We start from the raw sequence: 22,561 nt of genomic DNA, 5'->3' as shown, positions 1-22,561 counted from the left end.
CATCAGCTTTAGTCAATTATATTATGATTTGAATCAATACTTGGCTGTTTTGCGTATTTTTCTAACACATTCACAACATCTTGTTTGGCTTTTAAGGTTTTTATTTCATCAAATAACTCATGGGCTTGTGGGTATTGACGCTTCAAATAGCCTAACCATTGCTTTGTTCTGGATGAAAAGTATTTCTCGTTAGACGCTGGGTCTTGGTGCATAGATGAGTGCAGTATATGATAAATAATATGCTCCCATTGTAGCGGAGTATAGTCATATCCTTGCATTTTAGCTTTAATTTTTGCCGCTAAATCAGGTGTTGCAAGCGCACCTCGGCCTAACATCAAATCTTTACAACCACTGCGTTGTTGGCACAAGAAAGCATCTTCAACTTGCCAAATTTCTCCATTTGCGACAACTGGTATTGAGAGCCTTGATAATAAGGGAGGGATCTTTTCCCAATAAGCAGGTGGTTTGTAGCCATCTTTTTTGGTTCGGGCATGAATCGCTAAACTAGATGCGCCAGCACTTTCAACGGCATCAATAATCTCGCTGCTGTTACTGTCATCATCGAAACCCAGTCGGATCTTAGCACTCACTTGATGTTCGCTTGGTACTGCGTCACGTACGGCTTTGATGATTTGATACATTTGCTCTGGTTCTTTGAGTAAAACAGCCCCACCTTTACTTTTATTGACCGTTTTAGCTGGGCAACCAAAATTTAAGTCAATGCCATGAGAGCCGAGCATAACGGCTTTTCGGGCATTATTCGCCAAAGCATGTGGTACCTGCCCTAGTAGCTGAATACGAACGGGTGTGCCAGCGCGTGTTTTACCTTTATTGAGCAACTCAGGGCAATAACGAGTGAAAACGCGTCGTGGAAACGTTAGGTCGACAACGCGAATGAACTCGGTGACACATAGATCAAAGCCGCCAATGTCAGTTAATAACTGGCGCATTTTAAAATCGACGACGCCTTCCATAGGGGCTAACACTAGTTTCATCAGGTTACTTCATACAGCAAAAGGGCGGCCATTTTAAACGACTCTGTAGAAGTTTCTAAGTACAAATTTGCTTTTTTTGAGTTTTTAGTGAAAGATTTTAGTAGGGCATATGGTCTATTCAATGAATCAATTATTTCACAGAGAGAATCCAGCATGAACACAATTAAGAAAAACTCTATTGCATTAACACTAGGTGCGGTTGTTGTAGGTACTGCGAGTTTAGCTGCTCCAGAGGCGAGCGCTAACCCATTTGCATTTGAAACAATGACTGCGGGATACCAGTTAGACGCTGGAGAAGGTAAATGCGGCGAAGGAAAATGTGGCGGCGACGCAAAAGGTAAAAAAGAAGGTAAATGCGGCGAAGGCAAATGTGGTGGCGACGCAAAAGGTAAAAAAGAAGGTAAGTGCGGCGAAGGCAAATGTGGTGGCGACGCAAAAGGTAAAAAAGAAGGTAAGTGTGGTGAAGGCAAATGTGGTGGTTCACACTAAGAAATTAACACTGGGGTAGCGCTGGCTGCCCCATTTAAGGAGAAAAGATGCTGCAGTCCCAATTAGGAAAAGTCGGCCTTGGTTTAAGGCGAGAGATGTTAGATGACTTTTTACTTTCTCCACCGTCTGAGGCGCAGTTTTTTGAAGTGGCACCAGAAAACTGGCTTAAGATGGGAGGTAAGTTTGGTCGCCAGTTTAAACAATTAACACAGCGGCATCAGTTTATTTGTCATGGTTTATCACTGTCTTTAGGGTCACCGAATGCTCTTGATGTTGCTTTTGTTAAAGAGTTAAAAGCATTTTTTGATGAGCATAATATTCTGCTTTACAGTGAGCATCTTAGCTACTGTTCCGGTAGCGGGCATATGTACGACTTAATGCCTATTCCCTTTACTGAGGAGGCGGTAACACATGTTGCGAGCCGTATTCGGCAGGTACAAGATATTTTAGAGCGAACTATTGCAATAGAAAATGTCTCGTACTACGCAGCGCCGGGTCAACAGATGTCAGAGCAGGACTTTACTTTAGCTGTTTTAGAAGAAGCAGACTGTGACTTGTTATTAGATGTAAATAACATTTACGTTAATAGCGTAAACCATCAATATGATGCGCTTGAATTCATGCGTGCAATGCCGCAAGCACGCATAGCGTATGGGCATGTGGCAGGGCACTTTGTAGAAGCAGAAGATTTACTTATTGATACACACGGCGCACCGGTTTGTGATCCGGTTTGGGACTTATTGGATAAAACATACCAATATCATGGTGTATTTCCCACTTTACTAGAACGCGACTTTAATATTCCCGACATTGTAGAGCTTAGGGGAGAATTAAATCAAATTCACAGCTTGCAGGCCCAAGCACAACTTAATACGAAAGGGGTTGCATAATGTCATTTGCTGAAGTGCAACAAGCATTTATGGCCCACATTCGAAACCCTGAATTAGTTGCTCGGCCAAAAGGTGTGTCAGAACGGCGAATAAAAATTTATAACGAACTGTTTTTTAATAATATTGAAGGTTTTGTTGCGTCGGCGTTTCCGGTATTAAAAAGCCTGTATGAACGTAAAGATTGGCTGGCATTAGTACGCCAATTTTTTACTGTACATAACTGTCAGAGCCCCTATTTTTTGGAGATTAGCCAAGAATTTTTATCGTTTTTACAGCATAGTTATGAGCTGACACCGAACGACCCTGTCTTTATGCTGGAGCTAGCGCACTATGAATGGGTAGAGCTTGACGTATCTGTGTGCCTAAGTTCAGACAATTATTGTGCAATAAGTGATTGGCAGACGCAGCCTTTATACTTAAAAGACACCGCCCGTAATTTAAGTTATACCTTTGCGGTTCATCAAATTAGTGAGGAATTCGTGCCACAACAGCCAAGTGAGCAACCCCATTACTTTGTGGTATATCGGGACGCAGATGAAGAGGTGGCATTTATTTCTTCTAATCCGATGACGGCTTTACTGCTAAACGAGTTAGAACAAAACCCAGGGATTGTACTGCCCAAGTTAGTTGAAGCAGTGTTGACTCAGGTTCCTCAGTTTACGTATGAACAGCTAAGTGTAGGTGCACAACAAACACTCAGTGCAATGGCCGAATTAGGAGTTGTTGCGTCAAAAAACTAACATTTACATCTTTATTGACTATAGTAGATCGATTATCATGTGCTGCGTTTTGTCGTGCTAAAAATTAAGGTAATTACTATGTCTGAAGGTGATTTCAAAGACCCATTTAATGCAACATATTTTTTTGCATTTTTAGCGGTGTTTGCAGTGGTAGGGTGTTTAAATGGGATTTTAGGTTGGATCAGCCTAAGCGCATAAACCCAATCACATTGTTTATATCATAAGGCTGCCAATGTGCAGCCTTTTTTGTTGTTTGTTTGAGCACTCAAACGTATTAATTTGATAAACATAGCAACGGGCATTTCATGTTCAGCCATTCTTGTTATAATCACTTCTTTGATAATTTATTTAACAAAGTTCCTTATTATGACGAAAGCTAATTTGTCTTTAATTGCAGACAGTATTGTAACTATTCCAGATTACCCTAAGCCTGGGATCATGTTTCGCGATGTAACAACGCTACTCGCTAACCCTGAAGCACTTAAAGCAACCATCGATTGCTTTATTGAGAAATATCAAGGGCAAGGGTTTACAAAAATAATAGGGACAGAATCCCGCGGCTTTATTTTTGGTGCACCTTTATCGTACGCATTAGGTATTCCATTTATTCCAGTACGTAAGCCAGGCAAATTACCACGTGAAGTGATCAGTCAATCTTACCAATTAGAATACGGTGAAGACACCTTAGAGTTACATACCGATGCAATCGTAGAGGGTGATAAAGTACTCTTAGTTGATGACTTACTAGCAACAGGTGGCACAATTGAAGCAACCGCTAAATTGGTAGAGCGCTTAGGCGGTAAGGCAACGGATGGCGCGTTTGTTATCTCATTACCGGGCCTTGGTGGCGAGAAGCGTATTAAAGAACTTGGTATTAACGTGTTTACGTTGGTCGAGTACGAAGGCGAATAATATGAGTTATCAGGTCCTAGCTCGAAAGTGGCGTCCACAAACCTTTCATCAATTAGTTGGCCAAGCGCATGTAAAGCAAGCACTGGTCAATGCACTCAATGAGCAAAGGTTGCACCACGCTTATTTATTCACTGGGACCCGAGGCGTTGGTAAAACGACCATCGCCCGTATTTTTGCAAAAAGCCTTAATTGTGATCAAGGGATCACGTCTAATCCGTGTGGACAGTGCAGTAGCTGCCAAGATATCGAAGCTGGTAAGTTTATTGACCTCATTGAAATCGATGCAGCGTCACGCACAAAAGTAGAAGATACACGGGAAATTTTAGACAATGTACAATATTCACCGACAAGAGGCCGATATAAGGTTTATCTAATAGATGAAGTACATATGCTGTCAAAGCATAGTTTCAATGCATTGCTTAAAACGCTTGAAGAGCCTCCCGAGCACGTTAAGTTTTTATTGGCGACAACCGATCCACAAAAGTTGCCAGTCACGATTTTATCGCGATGTTTGCAATTTAATTTAAATGCATTGTCTCAAGGTGAAATCACTGCTCAACTAGAGCACATTTTACCGCAAGAAAACGTGACCTTTGACGAGCAGTCGTTACAAATATTGGCCAAAGCAGCCGATGGCAGTATGCGAGATGGCCTCAGTTTAACAGACCAAGCTATAGCACAAACCAATGGTGACTTAAATGTGGTTGCAGTCCAACAAATGCTCGGACTGATGGACAGCCGCCATGCTTTACTCTTATTGTCAGCTGTTTTATGTCAAGACGGCGAGTTATTACTCACTGAAGTCGCAAATATAGCTGTAAAAAATGGCAATTTCATTAGTGTGCTAGATGATTTAATTGCGCTATGTCATGTGATCCAATTAGCGCAGCTTGTGCCTCAGGCCGTGCAATTTAGTCAATTTGAAGAAGCTGATGTTCTCGCTATTATGCAGCAAACTGATGCACATCAAGTACAACTATTTTACCAATTATTACTCAATGGTAAAAAAGACTTAAAATGGGCGCCAGAGCAAAAACTGGGTTTTGAAATGGTGATGCTACGTTTGTTGGCGTTTGAACAAAGTGATATATCACAATCAAGCACACCATCCACAGAACACGTCACAACAAGTAAGTCAAAGGTAGGTGATTTACGTGCGTTATTTAATAAGCCAGCAAAACAACAAAGCCAACCACCACAGCCCTCTGTATCCGACTCTCAAGCAGCATCTCAAGTAATACAGTCACAAGTTGATCAGCATACGAAACAGCAAACAGCAGAGCAACAACCACAGCATGAAGTCACTGCACCTGCAATCGCTGAACATGGCGTGATAGAGCACACCTCGGTTAACCAGGCTGCGGCTTTTGAATCAGCAACATCTAACAATGTTAATACAGTTGATATGCACTCTCCAGAGTTGTCAGCTAATGCACCTGACGTAGTTGAAAGCTTTGCAGCCACCCCTGCGCTGGATAAGGCATTTATTGGACAGAATAATGACCAGCCCGCTGAACACAGTGCAGAACAGAATATTGCAAATGAATACAGCGAGCTAATGTCGCAAGCGGTTGAGCTAGGGTTTAGTGAATCTCAAAATACCCAGAGTACTCAGCAGCCTGCAGACAATAGCAATACTCAATCGTCTACAGTGCCTCAGGTAGAGGGTGATTCCTTACAAGCTAAGCAAGCGAATGCGAATTCGGCAATTGCTAAAATATTGCAAAATCGCAATATTTCTGGGGCAGGGCAACTCTTACAGCCAAAAGGCGAAGAGCCAAAAAAGCCGACGGCGCATAGTGCGCCGCATACACACGAGCATAAACGCGCGGTTACTGTTGAAAAACCTGAAAAGAAAATTCCGTTTGCGCAAAAGCATCAAGCGAAAACTGAAAATTTAGCACCGGAACTATTAGAGCAAATAGCGCCAGTGAAAAAGGCAGAGCAACCAGAACCAGCTGCTCAAGTAGTCGAAATACCTGAAGATTTTACCAGTCCAATTAGTGATATTCGTTTTGCTCATCAACAAGATGAATGGGCACATTTAATTAAGCGAATGGGGCTTGGTGGTAGAATGCGACAATTTGCGTTACATTCTATTTTTAATAAAGAAAATAACAGTATTAAGTTGGATGTAGATGCGTCTCAGCAACACTTAGACAGCGCAATTTTACGACAGAAATTGATTGCTTCATTAAGTGAAATATACGGGTATGAAGTTGAGGTAGACATTGTGTTTGCCCCAGGCGTAATAGATTCCCCGTTTTTGATTCAGCAAAAAATAGACGCACAGCGCTACCAGCAAGCTGTGGATGTTATTAACCAAGACGAGAATGTCGTGCAGTTCGTACAAGAATTTGCTGCGATCATTGATGAAAATACGATTCAGGCGTTGTAATTCGTTACAATAGCCCTTATCTTTTAGCCAGTTTTGATTTGATGTAAGAGAGAAAGTTTATGTTTAAAGGTGGAATGGGTAACATGATGAAGCAAGCGCAGCAAATGCAAGAGCGCATGCAAAAAGCCCAAGACGAAATTAAAAATTTAGAAGTAACAGGTGAAGCCGGTGCTGGCCTAGTTAAAGTGACTATGTTAGGTAGCCACAATGTACGTCGTGTTGAAATTGATGAGAGCCTAATGGAAGACGACAAAGATATGATTGAAGATTTACTGGCAGCAGCAGTGAATGACGCAGTACGTCGTGTAGGTGAAGCGTCAGAGAAGAAAATGGCCGACGTAACAGGCGGTATGCAATTACCACCTGGTATGAAAATGCCGTTTTAATAATTTGGATTGATATGAAAGCCCAAGCTAATGCTTGGGTTTTTTTGTAGGTTATTTTAGTAGAGGAAGGTTCATAAAAAACATGCTTCTGTATTAGGGTTTGATTCATTATTGCAGTCTGCATATAGTTTAGTGCTTTGAACGTATGCATTGTTACTTAGCAATAGCCTCGGTATATCTTATCTTCTTGATTTACAACTTGAGAGCGGACTATTCTAAAGACTGAACTTTAACTTAATAAGATTGAATAATTAATTTCACATGGTGATATTTTTAAAATATCATATGTCGATTTTTGACTTTATGGAAGAGGCAGTTTATGAATTTTAAGTGTGTTTGGTTGCTCTGTATTTGTATTCTTTTTGGCAATGCAGCTGTTGCAGCGAGTACAGATTTACAGTGCTCTATCATGGAAGTAGCAAAAAACGTTAATGTACGTTCAATGCCAACTAAGAATAGTAAGAAAATAGGATATTTGCAGGTTGGGCAACAATATGTTGAAACTGAACAGCAAGGAAATTGGAGTCGTGTTTGGTTTAAAAATAAACAATATTGGGTCTATAGAAAGGGTTACTTAAAGTCTGTATCGGGGCAATGTGTTCAAATTATGAATACAGAGACTGGCCATGTTAATGTCAGAGAAAGTAGCAACAAATATACGCAGAAAATAGGCGTGGCTCCTGAAAAATCTTTGTGGGCATTACAAGCGAAAGAAGGGATGTGGGCCAAATTATGGTATGACGCTAAACCAGCATATATACATACAAAGTATGCAAAAGATACCAACCCACTTTTAAAAGATGTAATCGCAGATCCTAACTTCTTAAAATGCTTAAGTGAAAATCACACCCGGGCTTCAGATGTTACAAGTATAAATTGTGCACGAAGAAAAATTGAATCAACTCGCGGTATAGAATTTTTACGTTTACTTATTGAAGCCAGATTAAGCGGTAATCAGATTAAAGAAATTGACACTAAACATAATATTAGATTAGAAGTATTAGACCTTTCAGTAAATCAACTTTCGTCTGTAAACGTGACGGAAAATCCTGAGTTAGTAGAATTGTCTGTTACTTATAATGAACTTGTTGATATTGAACTATATAGGAATCAACGGCTTAAAAATTTATCAGTAGGCAACAACAACCTGCAAAAAATAGATATAACAAATAACGTTCATTTAGTTGAATTTTACGCAGAGTATAACGAGCTTACAACACTTGATGTTAGTAAAAACCTAAAACTAAATAATCTAGATATCAGTAATAACAATATCGCTGAGGTGGATTTGAGCTTGAATGAAAACCTCAAGACTTTAATCGTTGAAAGTAATCAGCTTCAGGAACTTAATGTTAGAAATAATTTAGAGTTAACGTCGATTCTTGCGAATAACAATTTTCTTAATGAAATAGACGTTTTTAATAATGTTGAATTAGTCTTTTTTTATGCTGAGCATAATGCGCTGGAAAGAATAAATGTAGAAAACAATAAAAAGTTGGTCAGTTTATTTCTTGGGTTTAATGCGTTAGCTGAAATAGATGTGAGCAATAATTCTGAACTGAAGAGGTTTAGAGCGCATGTTAACCAGCTAACAAAGATTGACTTAGCTGAAAATAGTAGTCTGATAGAGCTAGTACTAGATAGAAATAAAATTGAGAATATTGATTTCAGTAACAATCTTGAGTTAGAAATTATCGGTCTAGAGCGTAACCGAATTTCACAACTTGATATAAATAACAATATTAAACTTAGGTTGCTAGGGATAGATGAGAACGTAATTTGTGTCGGTGCTCGGTGTGTAATAAGAAAAGTGTGGATGAAGCAGCTGTGAAGAAAAATCCTCTCAATCCCGAGCATGCCGCCTACTTTCTTTTGCAAAGAAATAACGCTGATTAGACTGTTTATGACGTATTGGTATGTGTTTAATATAACTAAAATTAAGTTAACAACAAGGAATATATTTTGAAGTTTGTATGGGTGTTAATTACTGTATTGAGTTTAAACGCATTTGGGTTGACCTATAAGTCAGATAATTTCACGGTGGAATATGATGCAAATGTGTCTAAAGAAATAGTCGCAAAACTTGCGACGCAAATAGAAAAAGAGCGGGCGATTGTTTTGAACTATTTGAATCAGTCGACAAGCTATCATGGTACGCCAATCAAAGAGCCGCTCATTGTTTATATCTCAAAGAAAAAACGTATACCTTATCAAGATTGGAATACCATCCATTTACCTGAAAAAAGAGTGCTTCAAACATTTTCTGAGGAAGTATTATCAGAGAAAGTTAAAGGGACTAACGCAGGGCTCGCCGTTATTCATGAGCTGACTCATGTTTATGCTGTGAGTGCGTATAGGAAGCAGAAGAAAAATGGCTATGAAGATAGGTTCTTTGATGATGGAATTGCGGTATTTTTGCAGCATAGATTTGGTGCTGTGCCTGAGTACCCTGATTTTGGCCACGACCTTTATCGTGCGGTTGCCGTGGCAGCAACGGAATATGGCCAGCTAATTCGCCTTGCTGAGGCTGAAAACATCAGGCACAGTGCTAAAACGGGGTTAGGTAGAAAGCTGGCTTATTTACAAGAGGGGGCGTTCACACAGTTTTTAATTGAGCGATTTGGACTGAGTACTTACCTCGAAATATATGCTGGCGCAGACGTAAAAGTGAAAACAGGGTATTCATTGATTGAGCTTGAAAAGCAATGGGCGACGTTAATATCGGTGTTTATGTCATAGTAATAACAAGGGTGGAGGCATAGTGTACTCGGCTTGAGGGCGCTATAAATAGACTAGGTGGCGGTACTCCTATTAATCTTCAATAACTATTGTTTTTTGTCTGCCTTAGCCATTTAGCCCTTCAAAAGAGGGGCTAAATGGTGCTTGTTTATTCTTTATACGAGCGCTTTTTCATTATTTATCACATGTCTTCTGTTAGGCCATTTAATGTTGGTTAAGTCTGGCTCACTGATCTCGTTTAATTGTATCTTCAGTCATTGATTTGATATGTTATATTGTATCTATATTTGGAAGGATACAATGATAACATGGCAATTAAACCACATAGAGATAAACGCTTTTCATTTTATGAAATTGATATCAATGGGTATAAAGCAGTAGGGATATTGGCACTTTATTCACATCAAGACGCACATGAAGGAAGCTCGTCAATACGTCTGCTAGGGCATGAAGCGGTGAGTGTCTCTCACGCGCTGGCTTTGAGAAAGTCGCTGACGCAGTCTGCTAACACATTACCGCCTTGCATGTTAATTGCTGATATTGATTTTAGCGTATTAGACTGGCACTCGCAGTGTACGTTAGTGAAAACATGGTTTGAGCCGAGTGTGGGAGGGCGTGGTAAAAGCAAACACCGAGTGTATGATATTAACAATGAACAGTTGCAGTCTAGGTTGCAAAATACGTTATTACAGCAACAGCAGCTGCTGATTGCTGACGGACATCATCGTGTATTTGCAGCGAGTTTACCGGGTAAACATAAGATTGACTTGCCAATATGGATCACCTCTAAAACTCAAGCATGGGTTGATAGTTTTACTTTGCAAGTACACTTGTCAGCGCCAGTGAGCGTTGACTATATTGATCAACATTTTAGTCAATATGACATTACACGCACGGTTGATAACGCCACACCTCACTATATGTTACAGATAAATGGTCAATCTTATCCGTATTGTCTTAATAACGACGAAGTAGGCCCAAGTACATTGCAGATATATCAGTCTGACTCACTTAAAATTCAGCGTGTTATTCGCTGCGCCATCGCTGCATTACCGCAGGTACTTTATTGTCAGTCAAGTAAAGAGTGTCACAAAGACAGCAGTGGGCTATTTATGCATATTGGTATTCAAGCGCCTTTAGTGTCTGATATTTTTAATGCGGCGCAACATGGAGAGTACTTTCCTGAAAAGTCGACGTACTTTATACATAAACCCGTATCACAAGCGGTATTAGAGCGTATTACAGTTGATTGTGCCTAACGCATTGAGTGAACAGTGTGAATGTGCATGATGGATATCATGCACATAGTTAGAGCTCTTGTACCTTACGTTTCGTGTAAGGCCAATTTTGAAAGTAGCTTTATAACGCGGTCATTGTGCTCTGGTAGGCCAATGGTAATGCGTATAAATTGCTCGAACCCAGATTCTTTCCAAGGCTTTATCATGATCCCATTTTCTAAAAATATATCTGCAACATGCGTTGCTGGTTGACGCACATTGATAAAGAGAAAGTTTGCAAGACTTGGTGCAACAAAGTAGCCAAATGATTCTGCTTCATTGCGAACTCGCTCTCTTTCGTTGTTAACCAAGTCAACGGTATCGTTTAAATAACTGCTATCTTCCAGTACCGCGATAGCCGCCGCTTGTGCGAGGTTGTTGACATTATATGGGGTTCTCACCCGATCTAGATAATCAACAATATGGGTGTCAGACATAATACCGTATCCTACACGCAGCCCAGCTAAGCCATATGCTTTTGAAAAAGTACGCAGTATTGCAAAGGGTCGATTTTGCTTTTTGAGTATTGCTAAGCTATCAGCGAACTTATGGCTGTTGTTAGAGAATTCACAATAGGCTTCGTCAATTAAAATAAAAGTGTCTTTCGGGCAGGCATCAATAATATCTTGCAATCCAGCATCGTCTAACGTGCATCCGACAGGGTTTGAAGGATTGGCAATCATCAGCATTGTGAGGTTAGGGTGTGCTTTAATGGCACTTACCCACGCTGTGACATCGTAGTCCAAGTGCTCATCCATTGGGATGTTGGTCACATTGGCTCCCATCATATTGGCGTAAATGGGGTGTAAAGCAAAGGCAGGTTTGGCCACAAACACAGCATCGGCCTGGTTGATAAAAGCTTTACACAGCATAGATAGAATATCTTCTGAGCCGTTACCAATAACCAGATGTTCTCTGGGTACGTTGAGCTTGGCGGAAAGTGTACTTTTCAATTCAGTACATTGGCTATCTGGGTAATAACTCATGTCGCTAAGCTTACTTTGAACCAAATTGAGCGCGGCAGTGCTGGCGCCAAATGGATTTTCATTTACAGACAAATTCACCATATTTTTAGCAGGATACAGCATGTCAGCTTGCACTAACGTTTGACCTGCGCCATAAGCGGGAAGTTGTGCAACTTCTTGCCTGACTTGCTGGTCGGTAAAGGCGATAGAATGCGTGGTTATCATGCTTGTTGTCCTTGTATTTCAGCGGCAGTGTCTAAGCTTTTGACGCGATAATTAAACATCCATAATTGTGATAACGCGGTGACACTCAATCCAAGAGTGAGTGCGTACCAGACCCCATTTATGCCAAGGTTCATATAACTGCTTAGTAGCCATGCGACCGGCAGACCAATAACCCAATAGCCAAGAATCGATAAGAAAAATGCACTTTTAACGTCACCGACACCACGGAGTATGCCTACACCAATATTTTGCGATGCATCAAAGACTTGTAAAACAGCCGCAATCAATAACAGCTGAGTGGCAATAGCAACGACATTTGATTGTTGTAATTCAGTGGCACTGAGAAAGGGGGCTAAAATAAATTCGGGCAGTAATACATATGTAATTGCTATGACACCCATGATACTCGCACCGAATAGCAAACCAAAGTGGCCAACACGTTTGGCATGGGTTTTGTCAGATTTCGCATGGGCTTCACTGACATAAATTGAACATGCAGAAGAAAGTCCAGCGGCTATCATGAATACAATGTAGACAATTTGGCTCACGACGTTGTGTGCTGCAAGTTCACTAATACCTAACGTGGCGACAAATAAGGCCAGTACGGTAAAAAAGCCAGCTTCAGAGCCATAGGTTGCGCCAATGGGGTAGCCCATATGCCATGTTTTTGAGAGTGACTCTTTGTTTGTTTTCCATACTTTCCATGTGATATAGGGTTTGAGCACCTGATTTTTACAGGCAATGATCACAAACAGAAAAAATGATAGGTAGAGCACGATACAGGTTGCAACCGCCACACCAAGAAAACCTAATTCAGGTAGGCCAAAATGACCAAAAATAAAACCGTAGTTTAATATAACAGTCAGTATTACTGATACGCCCGTGATCATCATGAGCGGTCCGGGTGATTTTAAGCCAACACTAAAATGACGGATGCTTTGAAACCAGAAACAAGGCACTAAGCCCAGCGCAGCAACTACTAAGTAAGTTTCTGTTTGCTCAGCAAGCACCTCAGGTGTGCCTATGAATAGCAAAAAAGGTTTTATATTCGCCATGAGTAAAGCAAATATAACGCCGATGAGTGTACCGATCAGTAAACTGGCATTGAGCAAAGGGGTTATTTTTTCGGTTTGCGCTTTGCCTTCGGCATAAGATACAAGGTTGCCAGTGGCGGTCACAACCCCAGTCCCCATGGTTCTAAATTGGTTAAAAATACCGATGGCTAACCCACCAGCAGCTAAGTCGAGTGGGCTGAGCATGCCTAGCATCACCAAATCAATAGTGGCGATAGCCACATATAATAGATTGGTTAATATCAGCGGGCCAGCGAGTGTGCTGACCTTTTTCAGGTCATCAAATATAGAGGGTGATGTGGCTACCATAATGACACTTCCTCTACTCGAGTACTTGCTTTAGCGAATTCAGCGACAGCACGACCCAAGGCAACATCAGTAATGATCATACCGCTGTTATAGACAAAAATAATGTCGTCTGGGTGGTTACGAGCCGGTTTTTCGCCATTGAGAATGTCAGTGAGTGTGGCATCAACTTCAGGGAGTTCGCCCTGTTCATTGAGTAAATCGTCACCGGTGACTTTCATTTGTTCAGCATCAGTGGTGATCAATCTATCCGCTTTGTGTAACACGTCTTTGTCGATGCCATAGCCGACTAATATGACGACTGCTCCGGGTTTTAACCATTCATATTTAATGTTTTCTTTTGCGGATAAACCTGTCACAGCGAGAATAATGTCTGCTTGTCGTACTGATGCTTCTAAGTCGCTCGAAACCTCAACGTCATAGTCAGGGTGGTGGTGTTTAAGTTTGTTTTGAACATTAGTAATACCCGCTTCATAACTGCCATGTACCGCTAATTTATTGAGTTGTGGCATTGCGCTCACTAACATGGGTAAAGCAATTTGACCTTGCACGCCAGTACCAACGACGAGTGCGCTGCGTGCGTCTGAAGTGGCTGCGGCTTTTGCGAATAACGCGGAAGTGGCCGAGGTACGCATAGGGCCAAGCTCTTTTACATCCATTAATGCCACAGGGGTACCCGTGCTGTCGTCACATAAAAAGATAAATGAATAGAACTGGTAATTGCCACGACTTCTGTCAGGGTCAAACTCATACACGACTTTAAAGCCGACGGTATTACTGGAAGCATCTCGCCCTGCCATACTATAGGCAATGGAACGGCCATCCTCTGGGGCCATGATGACTTTTAGTGGGTTGGCTGAGTCGGGGTGATCGATGGCTTTGAAAGCGTGTTCAACGACATCAATAACTTGCTGATATGGAAAGGCAAGTGACTCGAGTAATGCAGCGTTGAGTATGGGCAAGTTGGTTTGTGTAGTTGTCATAATATGTCATTCCTTTAGGCTTTAAGTTGTTGCAGTAGGTCACTGAGTTGTTGATCTAATTGGGGGTCAAATAATTGATGCTCGGTCATCCATTGATCATTAAATACGGTATCTAAATACTTTTCACCACCATCACACACAAGTACCACAAATATGCTGCCTGCAGGGGCTGATTGGATAGATTTTAATGCTTCATATATGACACCACCTGCTGAACCACCTACCATTAATGCGTAATGCTTTGTGAGGTAACGCGCGGTGTTAAATGCATGTTTATCTGATACTTTGACACCCTGATCTATCAAGTCGTATTCGATTAAGGCACCAATTTCTGCGCCTTCAGGTGTACCAGTACCTGACTGATGATAACTGGCCCCTGGGCCGCCAAAAATGACAGAGCCGATTGGCTCAACGCCCAATGTTGTGAGCGAATGGCAACCTAGGTCGCGCAGCGCGCGAGTCGTGCCACACAATGACCCGCCAGTGCCGACTGCGCCAACGAGATGAGTGATATCAGTACCAATTTGATTTACAACTTCTTTGGCCAGTTCAGTATAACCACGGCTATTGGCAAAATTGTTATGCTGTGCCGTCCAAAGCGCGCCTTGTTCTTTGGCAACTTGTTCAGCCATTGCATCACGCACGTCGGTAGCTAGGCCATCATTACCTTCGTCGCTAACACAAACGACCTCAGCACCAAATGCACGCATATTATTAATTTTGTCCTTTGCAGCATGGTTATCAACAAACGCGGTGAAATGATAACCACGTTCAGCGGCGAGCATAGCAAGACCGACACCTGTATTGCCTGAGGTCGATTCAACAATGCGGCCACCTGGTTTAAGTAAGCCGTTTTGTTCAGCTTCATCAAGCATGGACTTAGCCATACGAATTTTGGCGCTGCCGGTGGGGTTAAATTGTTCTAATTTTAAATACATTCGACTGCCATTTGGCAGAACGATGAACTCCATTAAAGGTGTATTGCCGATGCTTTGAGAGACCTTGCGATAGGTCGAAGTTGCTGAATTTTTTGTGCAGTTTTCCTGCGTATTTATAATCATAAATATGCTCCTTATAATGTCTATAAATTGTCAGTGAAAGGCTAGCGCTCTAATTGCCAGTGTATGTTTGGTGAGTCCCACCTCACTGTTATTTTTCTAGGTATTGGCATGGAATGAAACTCAGATTCGTTAGAGTCCATTTGGTAGCCAGCGGTATTGATATAAACCATAAGGTCATGGCCTGTTGGTAAATGCGGTAGTGGAATATAGCGCCAGCTGATCATGTCATCTTCTAAACATGTTGCGCTGCCAAAGGCAACTCTGACTGGGCTCGGTGACGAAGGCGTGGCTTTTGAAAGCAACCTTGGAGAAGGCAAAAACTCACTATTGAACCATTGTTCTGATAATGACAAGCTGGTACCTGAAAGTGTTGCAATATGACAATCTGAGGTACCGTGTAATGGCTTGCTACCTTGTACAGAAAACAGACTGACACCAGCTTGATCAAGCAAGGCGCGGCCAGGTTCTAGCATGAGCGTGAGCGATAGCGAGTTGATTGCGTCAGCTGCGGTTTGCCCAGCTTGGTTGGGCGTTAATAGAATTTGCGCCAATGCATCAGCACCTGGTTGGGCACAGTGATATGGGTAGAAGCCACTGAACTGTCTGTTTTTATGAAAATATTCATAATCTAATGCATCTTGCCATTGTGTGGAGTCCAAATAAGAGACAGGCAAACCGCCGCCAATGTTGATCACATCGGCGTTTAAGTTTAGGTGGTTTGCACGCTTAATACAGTCACACATATAATGAATAGCTTGTCCTCTTTGCTGGGTATTGTAACCACTTAAATGGCAACTAAATCCTTGTAACAATGTATGATTTTTATATTCAACACAGTACGAAAGTGCCTCTTCTATTTCTGCGTGCACCAGACCAAAGCGGCTGTTTGTGTCTTTGCTGGGGTGTACTCTGAGTAGAATACGTATCGGCATGTTCTGGGTTGCATGTTGGGTGCGGCGTACAATCTCAATCGCGCTTTTTAGTTCATTGATAGAATCAATTGCAACCAATGCATTGTGTCTTATGGCAAGGGTGAGTAATTCGCGAGATTTATGGGGTCCAGATACCCCAATTTTCTCCCCACAAACCCCGCCCGCTAACGCCAATTCAAACTCTTCAATACTGGCCACATCCACGCCTAAGCCTAATGCACAACTTTGCGTTATAAAACATTGAGACTTATTGGCTTTTTTAGCATAAAGAATTTGATGCTTCAGTTGATGAGTTGTGAGTACCGATGTAATACGTGCCACATTCTCCGCAAATATCTGCGGAAAAAGCACATGCAGGGGGGCACCAAGCCCGTACGCCCACTCAAACATTTTCTCCTTATGAGTATCAAGCAATTGTTCAACCAGAGGGTGTGTTATTGCTGTAAAGTGCTCCTTGCTCATACTCGTACCTCTTGAGATTGGGCAGAGCCGATTTGTATCACTCTTTGGTTGGTTTTTAAGCTGAGGGCAAATATAGCCAACACCAATAATATTAATGACCAAGGGGGGGAAGACGTGTCGTTAACCGTATTTTTAAACTGTGGGATCACTGTTAAATCTTTAAGCGTTGGTCTTGCATTACAGCCACGACAAGGCGTGAAATCACCGCGCTGACTGGCAGCAACAATCTGTGTTTTATAGAACTGTTGCAGCGCTTGATGATGCTGTGCAACGGCTTGCATAAAGTCTTGCTGTCTGGTTAAGCCATTTCCAGAAAAGTCCACTAAGGCCGAGTAAACTAAAGTAGCTGGAGACAGTAACTTAAATGTTTGTGCATACTGAGATTGTTGATCTTGAATTTGTAAAAACGCCTGATCGAAAGTATGCATAGCTTGCTCAATGGCAATGATTGTGGCAATTTTTTTTGTGGCATAGTCACTGGGGTTGTCGTTAGCTGACGCCAATTCTGGATGGTCTTGGAAAAACTTAGCTAACGTTTTCTCGCTGGCTTTTTTCGCACTGTCTGCCTGCTCACGCAGTGAATCAACGTAGTGTATTCTCGAAGGCGTTGGATTTGCTGCTCCGTTCAGCGTATTTAATGTGGCGGGGATAATAATCACAAATGCCAACCAACATGCGACTAATATAGCCGCATTTGTTGCGGTACTTTTACCTTTACTGACAATAAAGCCGGCTAGATAGCTCCAAAATAGACAATACAGACTGACAATGAGGGAAAAGATCAGACTATTTTGAATAGTGAAATCTTTATTGCTCAATAGCAATAAGCTGTTGCTACAGAGTAAAAATGGTACCAGTACCAGTGAAAGTCTGACAAGTAGCTGGTTTTTTAATAAATGTTGCGGATTGATCCCCTGCAATAACAGTATTCTTAGCTGACCTGTTTGCTGTTCTTGCGTTAACGCATTATAACTTAGCCCAATGATGAGCAATGGGAGTATGTAAATAACCACAAACGCTAGATCAAATTGTCCAAGTAATAATTGTAATGGGTTTACATAATCATATTGCTGTACCACATTTTGCTTTTCACTTATGAGCATCCGAAAGTAGTAGGGGAATACATCAGCTTGACCTACCGCGATAGGTGCTGTTGCTAATGGCGGCTTGGTGGCATAGTTGACCATCAAATAAAAAGCTTGGCCTCGTAAATCATAAATGTCTTCCCACCATTTAATAGACCCTTGCTCTGATAGGCGTTGCGTGAGTGAATTTTGTGCGGCCTCTATTGCGCTGAGTTGCTCCTGCTGAGCGATGTCAATAACCGCATGCTGTGCTTGACTAAACTGATATCCGTTGTAAAAAGACAGCGCTGCAAAAATCAGGGTAATAGATAGCACCGCAACAGTGAGTTTTTCGCGCCATAAGTTTTTGAGTTCAGTGGTAATAATTAATCGGTTCATCTTTGTACTTCCTTGCGCAGTAGGTAAAGCGAGTAACTTCCCAATACTCCAGAGAATAGTAACCAGCCAATAAGCGCGCATAGCGCAACAAGGTAATGTCCGCTCATCAGAGAAAATGAGGGCGGTTGATATACAAACTCAGGAATAGCTTGCCATAGCTGCTTATCGGCAACGTAGTGGCTGGTGGCTTTATGAGCATGGTCGCGTTGATTGAAGTTCAGTGTTTGCTGCATTACTCGGCGGTATTTTTCTGCCGCAACTTCAAAATTGTGATGGTGGGTGTGGTCTGAACCAGCGAGCCCCATAGAAATGGTTTGTATTGCGATAAATGGACTTAATAGTGCGGTACTTTGATAGTATTGGAACTGTGCGTTTAGCTGCTCTGAGCGCGCGCCAAAGAGTCGATCAAAGACTTTATCTGAATACTGTTCGCCGAATTGTAATTGCGCACCAGACCAGTCAAAAGGTAGGTCATCGGTTGAGCTAACCCCATAGGTAGTTAATGTCTCTTGCTTGAATTGGGCAATGGCCTGTTGTCGCTCCGGGGTATACACCTCAGATTCAAGTTTAGATTGAAACGCTTGACCAGATTCAATGGGGTATTGGTTGCTGGCATGAGTCATTGCTATTTTGGGTATTAATAAGCAGCTGATTGCCCACAGAGCTAATAGTACAATGAGTGTGCGTCGAGCGGTAGATAACCAACAAGAGATTGCAACCACCATGACGCACCAAGTACTCAGGTACACTAAATAACTCAAGGCATATAAAGCACTGCGTAACACTTGAGCATGTTGTTCGCTGATGCTGCTGTAGAGTAAAAATGCAAACAGCGGAATAAGGACAATTGCGGCAACCGAAAATAGCGCTGCTGATTTGGCAATAAACAGGTGTATTGAAGAGCAACCTGACGCGAGGAGCTGCTTTAAAGTGCCTTGCTCACGTTCACCTGAGAAAGCTGGGTAACCCACCAGTATGATTAACAAGGGTAATAATATTTGCAGTACAAATGACGGTGACAAGCTGCCAAAGCGTTGCATGGGAATAGTATCTTGAATAGGGCGAAATAACGTGTCATTACGCTTATGGGCTTCTAATCGAAGCACATTGCCTTGAAAGTCTCGTAAGCCAGGGTCAACCATGGCCAGAGGTAACTCTGGTTTTAATACATAAACACCGTAATGCGCAGCAGAGTGAGGGCCCTTTTCCCCTTGCTCTAGCCAGCGACCACGTTCTGACTGAGCAACGGCTGATTTGGTTGCTGATTGAACTTGAAAGCTTTGCCAGCTCGTAACGCAAGCTATCAGTAATAGCATTAAAGCAATCAAACTTATCCACAATGCATGTCCTTGCCGCCATGAATCAAGCCATTCCTTTTTCATGGTGATCATTAACATGACGGTTCCGCCTTAATGTGTTTTAAATAAACAGACTCGAGCTGCACAGTTTGTATTTGCTCAAAGTTAAGATAATCGACCAAGCGACCTTGGTTTAAAATGGCGACTGAATGGGCATCTTCTTGTGCTCTAAATAAATCATGGGTTGCCATTAATATAGCAACGCCTTGTTTGGCGAGTTGCTGAATTAATTGACTAAATTCATAACTGGCTGAGGGGTCAAGGCCTGAGGTAGGCTCGTCTAAAATTAATGCTTTGGCTTGTTTTGCAATGGCGATTGCAATGCCCACTTTTTGTCGCATGCCCTTTGAGTAACTATTGACTGGCTTATTGAAGGCGTGTGCTGGCAAGGCAACTTGTTCTAACAGTGCTTTGAATTCTTGCTCAGATTTTTCAACTTTTGCCACTTTACTGAAATAAACTAAGTTCTCCAAGCCACTCAAACGTGGATACAACGCAACTTGCTCGGGAATGTAAGCTAAATTTTTTCTGGCATTGACCACATTCTGCTGAGGATCAATCCCAGCTATCCGAACTTGCCCATTATCGGGTTTTAAAAAGCCCAAAAGGCAATTAATTGTGGTTGTTTTACCTGCACCGTTAGGGCCTAGCAATGCTAAGACTTCACCCTGTTTGACCGTTAGAGTGACATCATTAAGCGCTTGATAATCACCAAAGTGCTTACTGAGTTGATTGATCTCAATTATTACGTCCTGATTTGTTGTCATTGATTTATTCCCTAAAAACTAAACGTTGTTGAAGCGCTAATTAATCTGCCTCGACCAGGAGATACGCCCCAGTCAATGCCCTTTGCACCACCAGATAACCAGTATTGTTTATCAAAAACGTTTTCAACCCTGAGTCTTACAGTGGCATTAAGCGCAGATAGCTGGTATTTGAGCCCCAAATCAACGCGGGTATACGCAGGGAGAGTGAGTGTATTTGACACATTTTGCTCGCGCTCACCGACATGAAAAATACCTGCATTAATGCTGAGTGATTGATAGCTTGGAATGGTGTAATCTACGAAGGTATTTGCTTGAAATTTAGGAACATTGGCCGGTCTATTGCCATTGATGGTGTTGTCTCCCCCTAATTCATCAAGCGTTGGGTTCATAAAAGTCACCGAGGTAACGGTAGACAGGTGAGCGTTTATTTCACCGCTGAGGTTGAGCTCTAACCCTTGGTGTGATTGAACCCCATCTTGTACGAAGTAGTTAGTATTGCGGTTATGATACTCGAGCATTTTCTCTACTTGAAATAGCGCTGCGGTATAATTGATACCCGCATGTTGGTATTTAATCCCCGCTTCAATTTGTTCACTTTCTTGTGGACCTAATGACTCCCCTTCGTTGATAGCGCCACTGCCAATAACAGCAACTGCCCCTTCTCCAGCACCTTCTGAATAGCTGAGATAAAATGCGAGTGTGTCACTGGGGTTATAGTTAATCCCCAACATTGGCGTGTTAAAGCTGCGATCATCTAATGTCACCCGTGCGCTATTCGGTGCGCGTTGTGTCTTATCATACTGTATGTGACGTAACCCAAGCGTGGTATAGAAAACGTCATTGAAGTGCAGGGTATTGGTGATAAAAAACGAACTTTCACTGGTGTCGGTTATGTTCGCATCGGGATAGTCGGGATAGTTCGGTTTTTCAGTGTAGGTTGGGTTGAATATATTGCCAACCGGATTGGTGAGTTCAAACCAACGGCCGTCTTTAGATTGATATTCTCTGGCGCTGAGGCCAATAACCAGTTCATGTTCAATTCCCTGAGTCTGAAATGCACCTTTAACAAAGGTGTGGGCAGACACTGTCTGATATTCCTCGTCAGGGGTAACATGTATTGCGGATGATAAAACATCTCCAGCTTGATTGACGCTATAAATGTCAGGAAAAATGGTAAATCTATCATTGCTTGAATAAGCAACTTGATTCACCCATTGCCATTGGTCATTGAACCAAAAATCCGCGCGCAGGGCACTATTAAAGGTTTGAGTTTCATACAAAGCCCATGGCTGCCCAAGGAGTGTCTTGCTGGTATCTACGTAGGGTGGCAAAATGGTTTTGCCAGTACTTGGGTCAGTAGATAACCCAATAAGGGGTTGTGAGACGGTTATTTTGTCTTGAAAGTCACTGTCTAGTCTGAGAAACAACTGATCAGATAATTGCCAGTCAAAAGCAGCACTGACAAAAGTCCGTTTTAGGTCGTCACCGCCAGTAAAGTCGCCATTTTTTTCAAACGCGGCGTTGAAACGATAGCCCATGTCTTTGTTGTTTGAGAGTGGGCCACCAAAATCAAGGTGTAAAAATTTACTGGCTCGATTTTTTAGCTCAATTGTGACATCGAAGAAACGCGCTTGAGTAGGGCGCTTGGTGACATAATTAATGGTGCCACCGGGGTTATTAAATCCAGAAACAAGGCTAGATGGCCCCTTAATCACATCAATGCGTTGGATATTTTCAAGTGGTACATCTTGATAGGGTGCCAACGCTAAACCATCACGCCTAAGCCCGTTGGTCCAATCAAGTTGAAAACCGCGTAGGCTGACAAAATCAAATACGGTGCCAATAGAGGTATTCTGTACTGATGCGTCATTTGCCAGTATTTCCCCTAATGTTTTCGCTCTTTGGTTCGCGATAAGTGCTTCTGAAAATGATTGTATGGAGATGGGTAATAGCTGTGTGTCTTTAGAGCCAAGGGCTGACGCATTAATATCGCGAGTGCTATATAAAGGCGCGCGCGTGCCTATCACTTCTACTTTTTCTATTTCTTGAGATGCTAAGCTATCCGAGCTTATTAAACCGACCAAGGTGCTGGCCGCAATCAAAGACCTTTTCATTTTTAGTTCCAACTACTTATGTATGT

General features: G+C 42.1%; 18 protein-coding genes and 1 pseudogene. 9 read left to right on the top strand and 10 right to left on the bottom strand.

Annotated features, from left to right (window positions below):
* Positions 1–8: 8 nt before the first annotated feature.
* Positions 9–995, bottom strand: a complete 987-nt coding sequence (locus tag J8L98_RS18975) for a tRNA-dihydrouridine synthase (protein ID WP_192507952.1) — start codon at positions 993–995, stop codon at positions 9–11.
* Positions 996–1,148: 153 nt separating this feature from the next.
* Between J8L98_RS18975 and J8L98_RS18970 the strand changes: the two are divergent.
* The 9 genes and pseudogenes from J8L98_RS18970 to J8L98_RS18930 form a co-directional block, all read left to right on the top strand.
* Positions 1,149–1,475, top strand: a pseudogene (locus J8L98_RS18970) (hypothetical protein); the annotation flags it as partial.
* Between the two features lie 56 nt (positions 1,476–1,531).
* Positions 1,532–2,374, top strand: a complete 843-nt coding sequence (locus J8L98_RS18965; RefSeq protein ID WP_210997735.1) for a DUF692 domain-containing protein — start codon at positions 1,532–1,534, stop codon at positions 2,372–2,374.
* A complete protein-coding gene (locus J8L98_RS18960) occupies positions 2,374–3,114 on the top strand; it encodes a putative DNA-binding domain-containing protein (RefSeq protein ID WP_210997734.1) in 741 nt (246 codons plus the stop codon). The genes J8L98_RS18965 and J8L98_RS18960 overlap by 1 nt, the downstream gene beginning before the upstream one ends.
* A 366-nt stretch (positions 3,115–3,480) precedes the next feature.
* Positions 3,481–4,026: an adenine phosphoribosyltransferase gene (gene apt, locus J8L98_RS18955; RefSeq protein WP_192507949.1), complete on the top strand. Its 546-nt coding sequence runs from the start codon at positions 3,481–3,483 to the stop codon at positions 4,024–4,026.
* Between the two features lies 1 nt (position 4,027).
* Positions 4,028–6,424, top strand: coding sequence for a DNA polymerase III subunit gamma/tau (gene dnaX / locus J8L98_RS18950; RefSeq protein WP_210997733.1), 2,397 nt, complete (start codon positions 4,028–4,030; stop codon positions 6,422–6,424).
* A 59-nt stretch (positions 6,425–6,483) separates the two neighbouring features.
* Positions 6,484–6,810, top strand: a complete 327-nt coding sequence (locus J8L98_RS18945; RefSeq protein ID WP_010365021.1) for a YbaB/EbfC family nucleoid-associated protein — start codon at positions 6,484–6,486, stop codon at positions 6,808–6,810.
* 319 nt (positions 6,811–7,129) lie between these two features.
* Entirely contained in the window at positions 7,130–8,641 is a 1,512-nt protein-coding gene (locus J8L98_RS18940; protein WP_210997732.1) for an SH3 domain-containing protein, read from the top strand.
* Positions 8,642–8,772: 131 nt separating this feature from the next.
* The gene (locus J8L98_RS18935) at positions 8,773–9,549 is read left to right on the top strand and encodes a hypothetical protein (RefSeq protein ID WP_210997731.1); all 777 of its coding nucleotides are present in this window, start codon (positions 8,773–8,775) and stop codon (positions 9,547–9,549) included.
* A 308-nt stretch (positions 9,550–9,857) separates the two neighbouring features.
* The gene (locus tag J8L98_RS18930) at positions 9,858–10,808 is read left to right on the top strand and encodes a DUF1015 family protein (protein ID WP_210997730.1); all 951 of its coding nucleotides are present in this window, start codon (positions 9,858–9,860) and stop codon (positions 10,806–10,808) included.
* A 65-nt stretch (positions 10,809–10,873) separates the two neighbouring features.
* Here J8L98_RS18930 and hisC read toward each other — a convergent pair whose 3' ends face one another.
* From hisC to J8L98_RS18885, 9 genes are read right to left on the bottom strand one after another with little or no spacing between them, the layout of a single operon-like run.
* Complete coding sequence (gene hisC / locus J8L98_RS18925) at positions 10,874–12,016, bottom strand: histidinol-phosphate transaminase (protein WP_210997729.1); 1,143 nt, start codon at positions 12,014–12,016, stop codon at positions 10,874–10,876.
* Positions 12,013–13,398, bottom strand: coding sequence for an MATE family efflux transporter (locus tag J8L98_RS18920; protein WP_210997728.1), 1,386 nt, complete (start codon positions 13,396–13,398; stop codon positions 12,013–12,015). The genes hisC and J8L98_RS18920 overlap by 4 nt, the downstream gene beginning before the upstream one ends.
* On the bottom strand, positions 13,392–14,378 hold the full coding sequence (locus J8L98_RS18915; RefSeq protein WP_210997727.1) for an ornithine cyclodeaminase: 987 nt from the start codon (positions 14,376–14,378) through the stop codon (positions 13,392–13,394). Before J8L98_RS18915 ends, J8L98_RS18920 begins: the two co-directional genes overlap by 7 nt.
* Before the next feature lie 14 nt (positions 14,379–14,392).
* Positions 14,393–15,439 (bottom strand): cysteine synthase family protein, encoded by a 1,047-nt coding sequence (locus tag J8L98_RS18910; protein WP_210997726.1) that lies wholly within the window; start codon positions 15,437–15,439, stop codon positions 14,393–14,395.
* Between the two features lie 41 nt (positions 15,440–15,480).
* Positions 15,481–16,833, bottom strand: a complete 1,353-nt coding sequence (locus tag J8L98_RS18905) for a lysine/ornithine decarboxylase (protein WP_210997725.1) — start codon at positions 16,831–16,833, stop codon at positions 15,481–15,483.
* A complete protein-coding gene (locus J8L98_RS18900) occupies positions 16,830–18,296 on the bottom strand; it encodes a DUF3526 domain-containing protein (RefSeq protein ID WP_210997724.1) in 1,467 nt (488 codons plus the stop codon). Before J8L98_RS18900 ends, J8L98_RS18905 begins: the two co-directional genes overlap by 4 nt.
* Positions 18,293–19,693: a DUF3526 domain-containing protein gene (locus J8L98_RS18895; protein ID WP_210997723.1), complete on the bottom strand. Its 1,401-nt coding sequence runs from the start codon at positions 19,691–19,693 to the stop codon at positions 18,293–18,295. The genes J8L98_RS18900 and J8L98_RS18895 overlap by 4 nt, the downstream gene beginning before the upstream one ends.
* Positions 19,687–20,421, bottom strand: coding sequence for an ABC transporter ATP-binding protein (locus J8L98_RS18890; protein ID WP_210997722.1), 735 nt, complete (start codon positions 20,419–20,421; stop codon positions 19,687–19,689). The genes J8L98_RS18895 and J8L98_RS18890 overlap by 7 nt, the downstream gene beginning before the upstream one ends.
* A gap of 11 nt (positions 20,422–20,432) precedes the next feature.
* Positions 20,433–22,535, bottom strand: a complete 2,103-nt coding sequence (locus J8L98_RS18885) for a TonB-dependent siderophore receptor (protein WP_210997721.1) — start codon at positions 22,533–22,535, stop codon at positions 20,433–20,435.
* Positions 22,536–22,561: the final 26 nt, after the last annotated feature.

The organism is Pseudoalteromonas sp. MMG013 (assembly GCF_018100885.1).
GTDB lineage: Bacteria > Pseudomonadota > Gammaproteobacteria > Enterobacterales > Alteromonadaceae > Pseudoalteromonas > Pseudoalteromonas aurantia.
The sequence above is the reverse complement of the archived record's forward strand: the minus strand, read 5'-3'. Positions and strand labels throughout refer to the sequence as shown.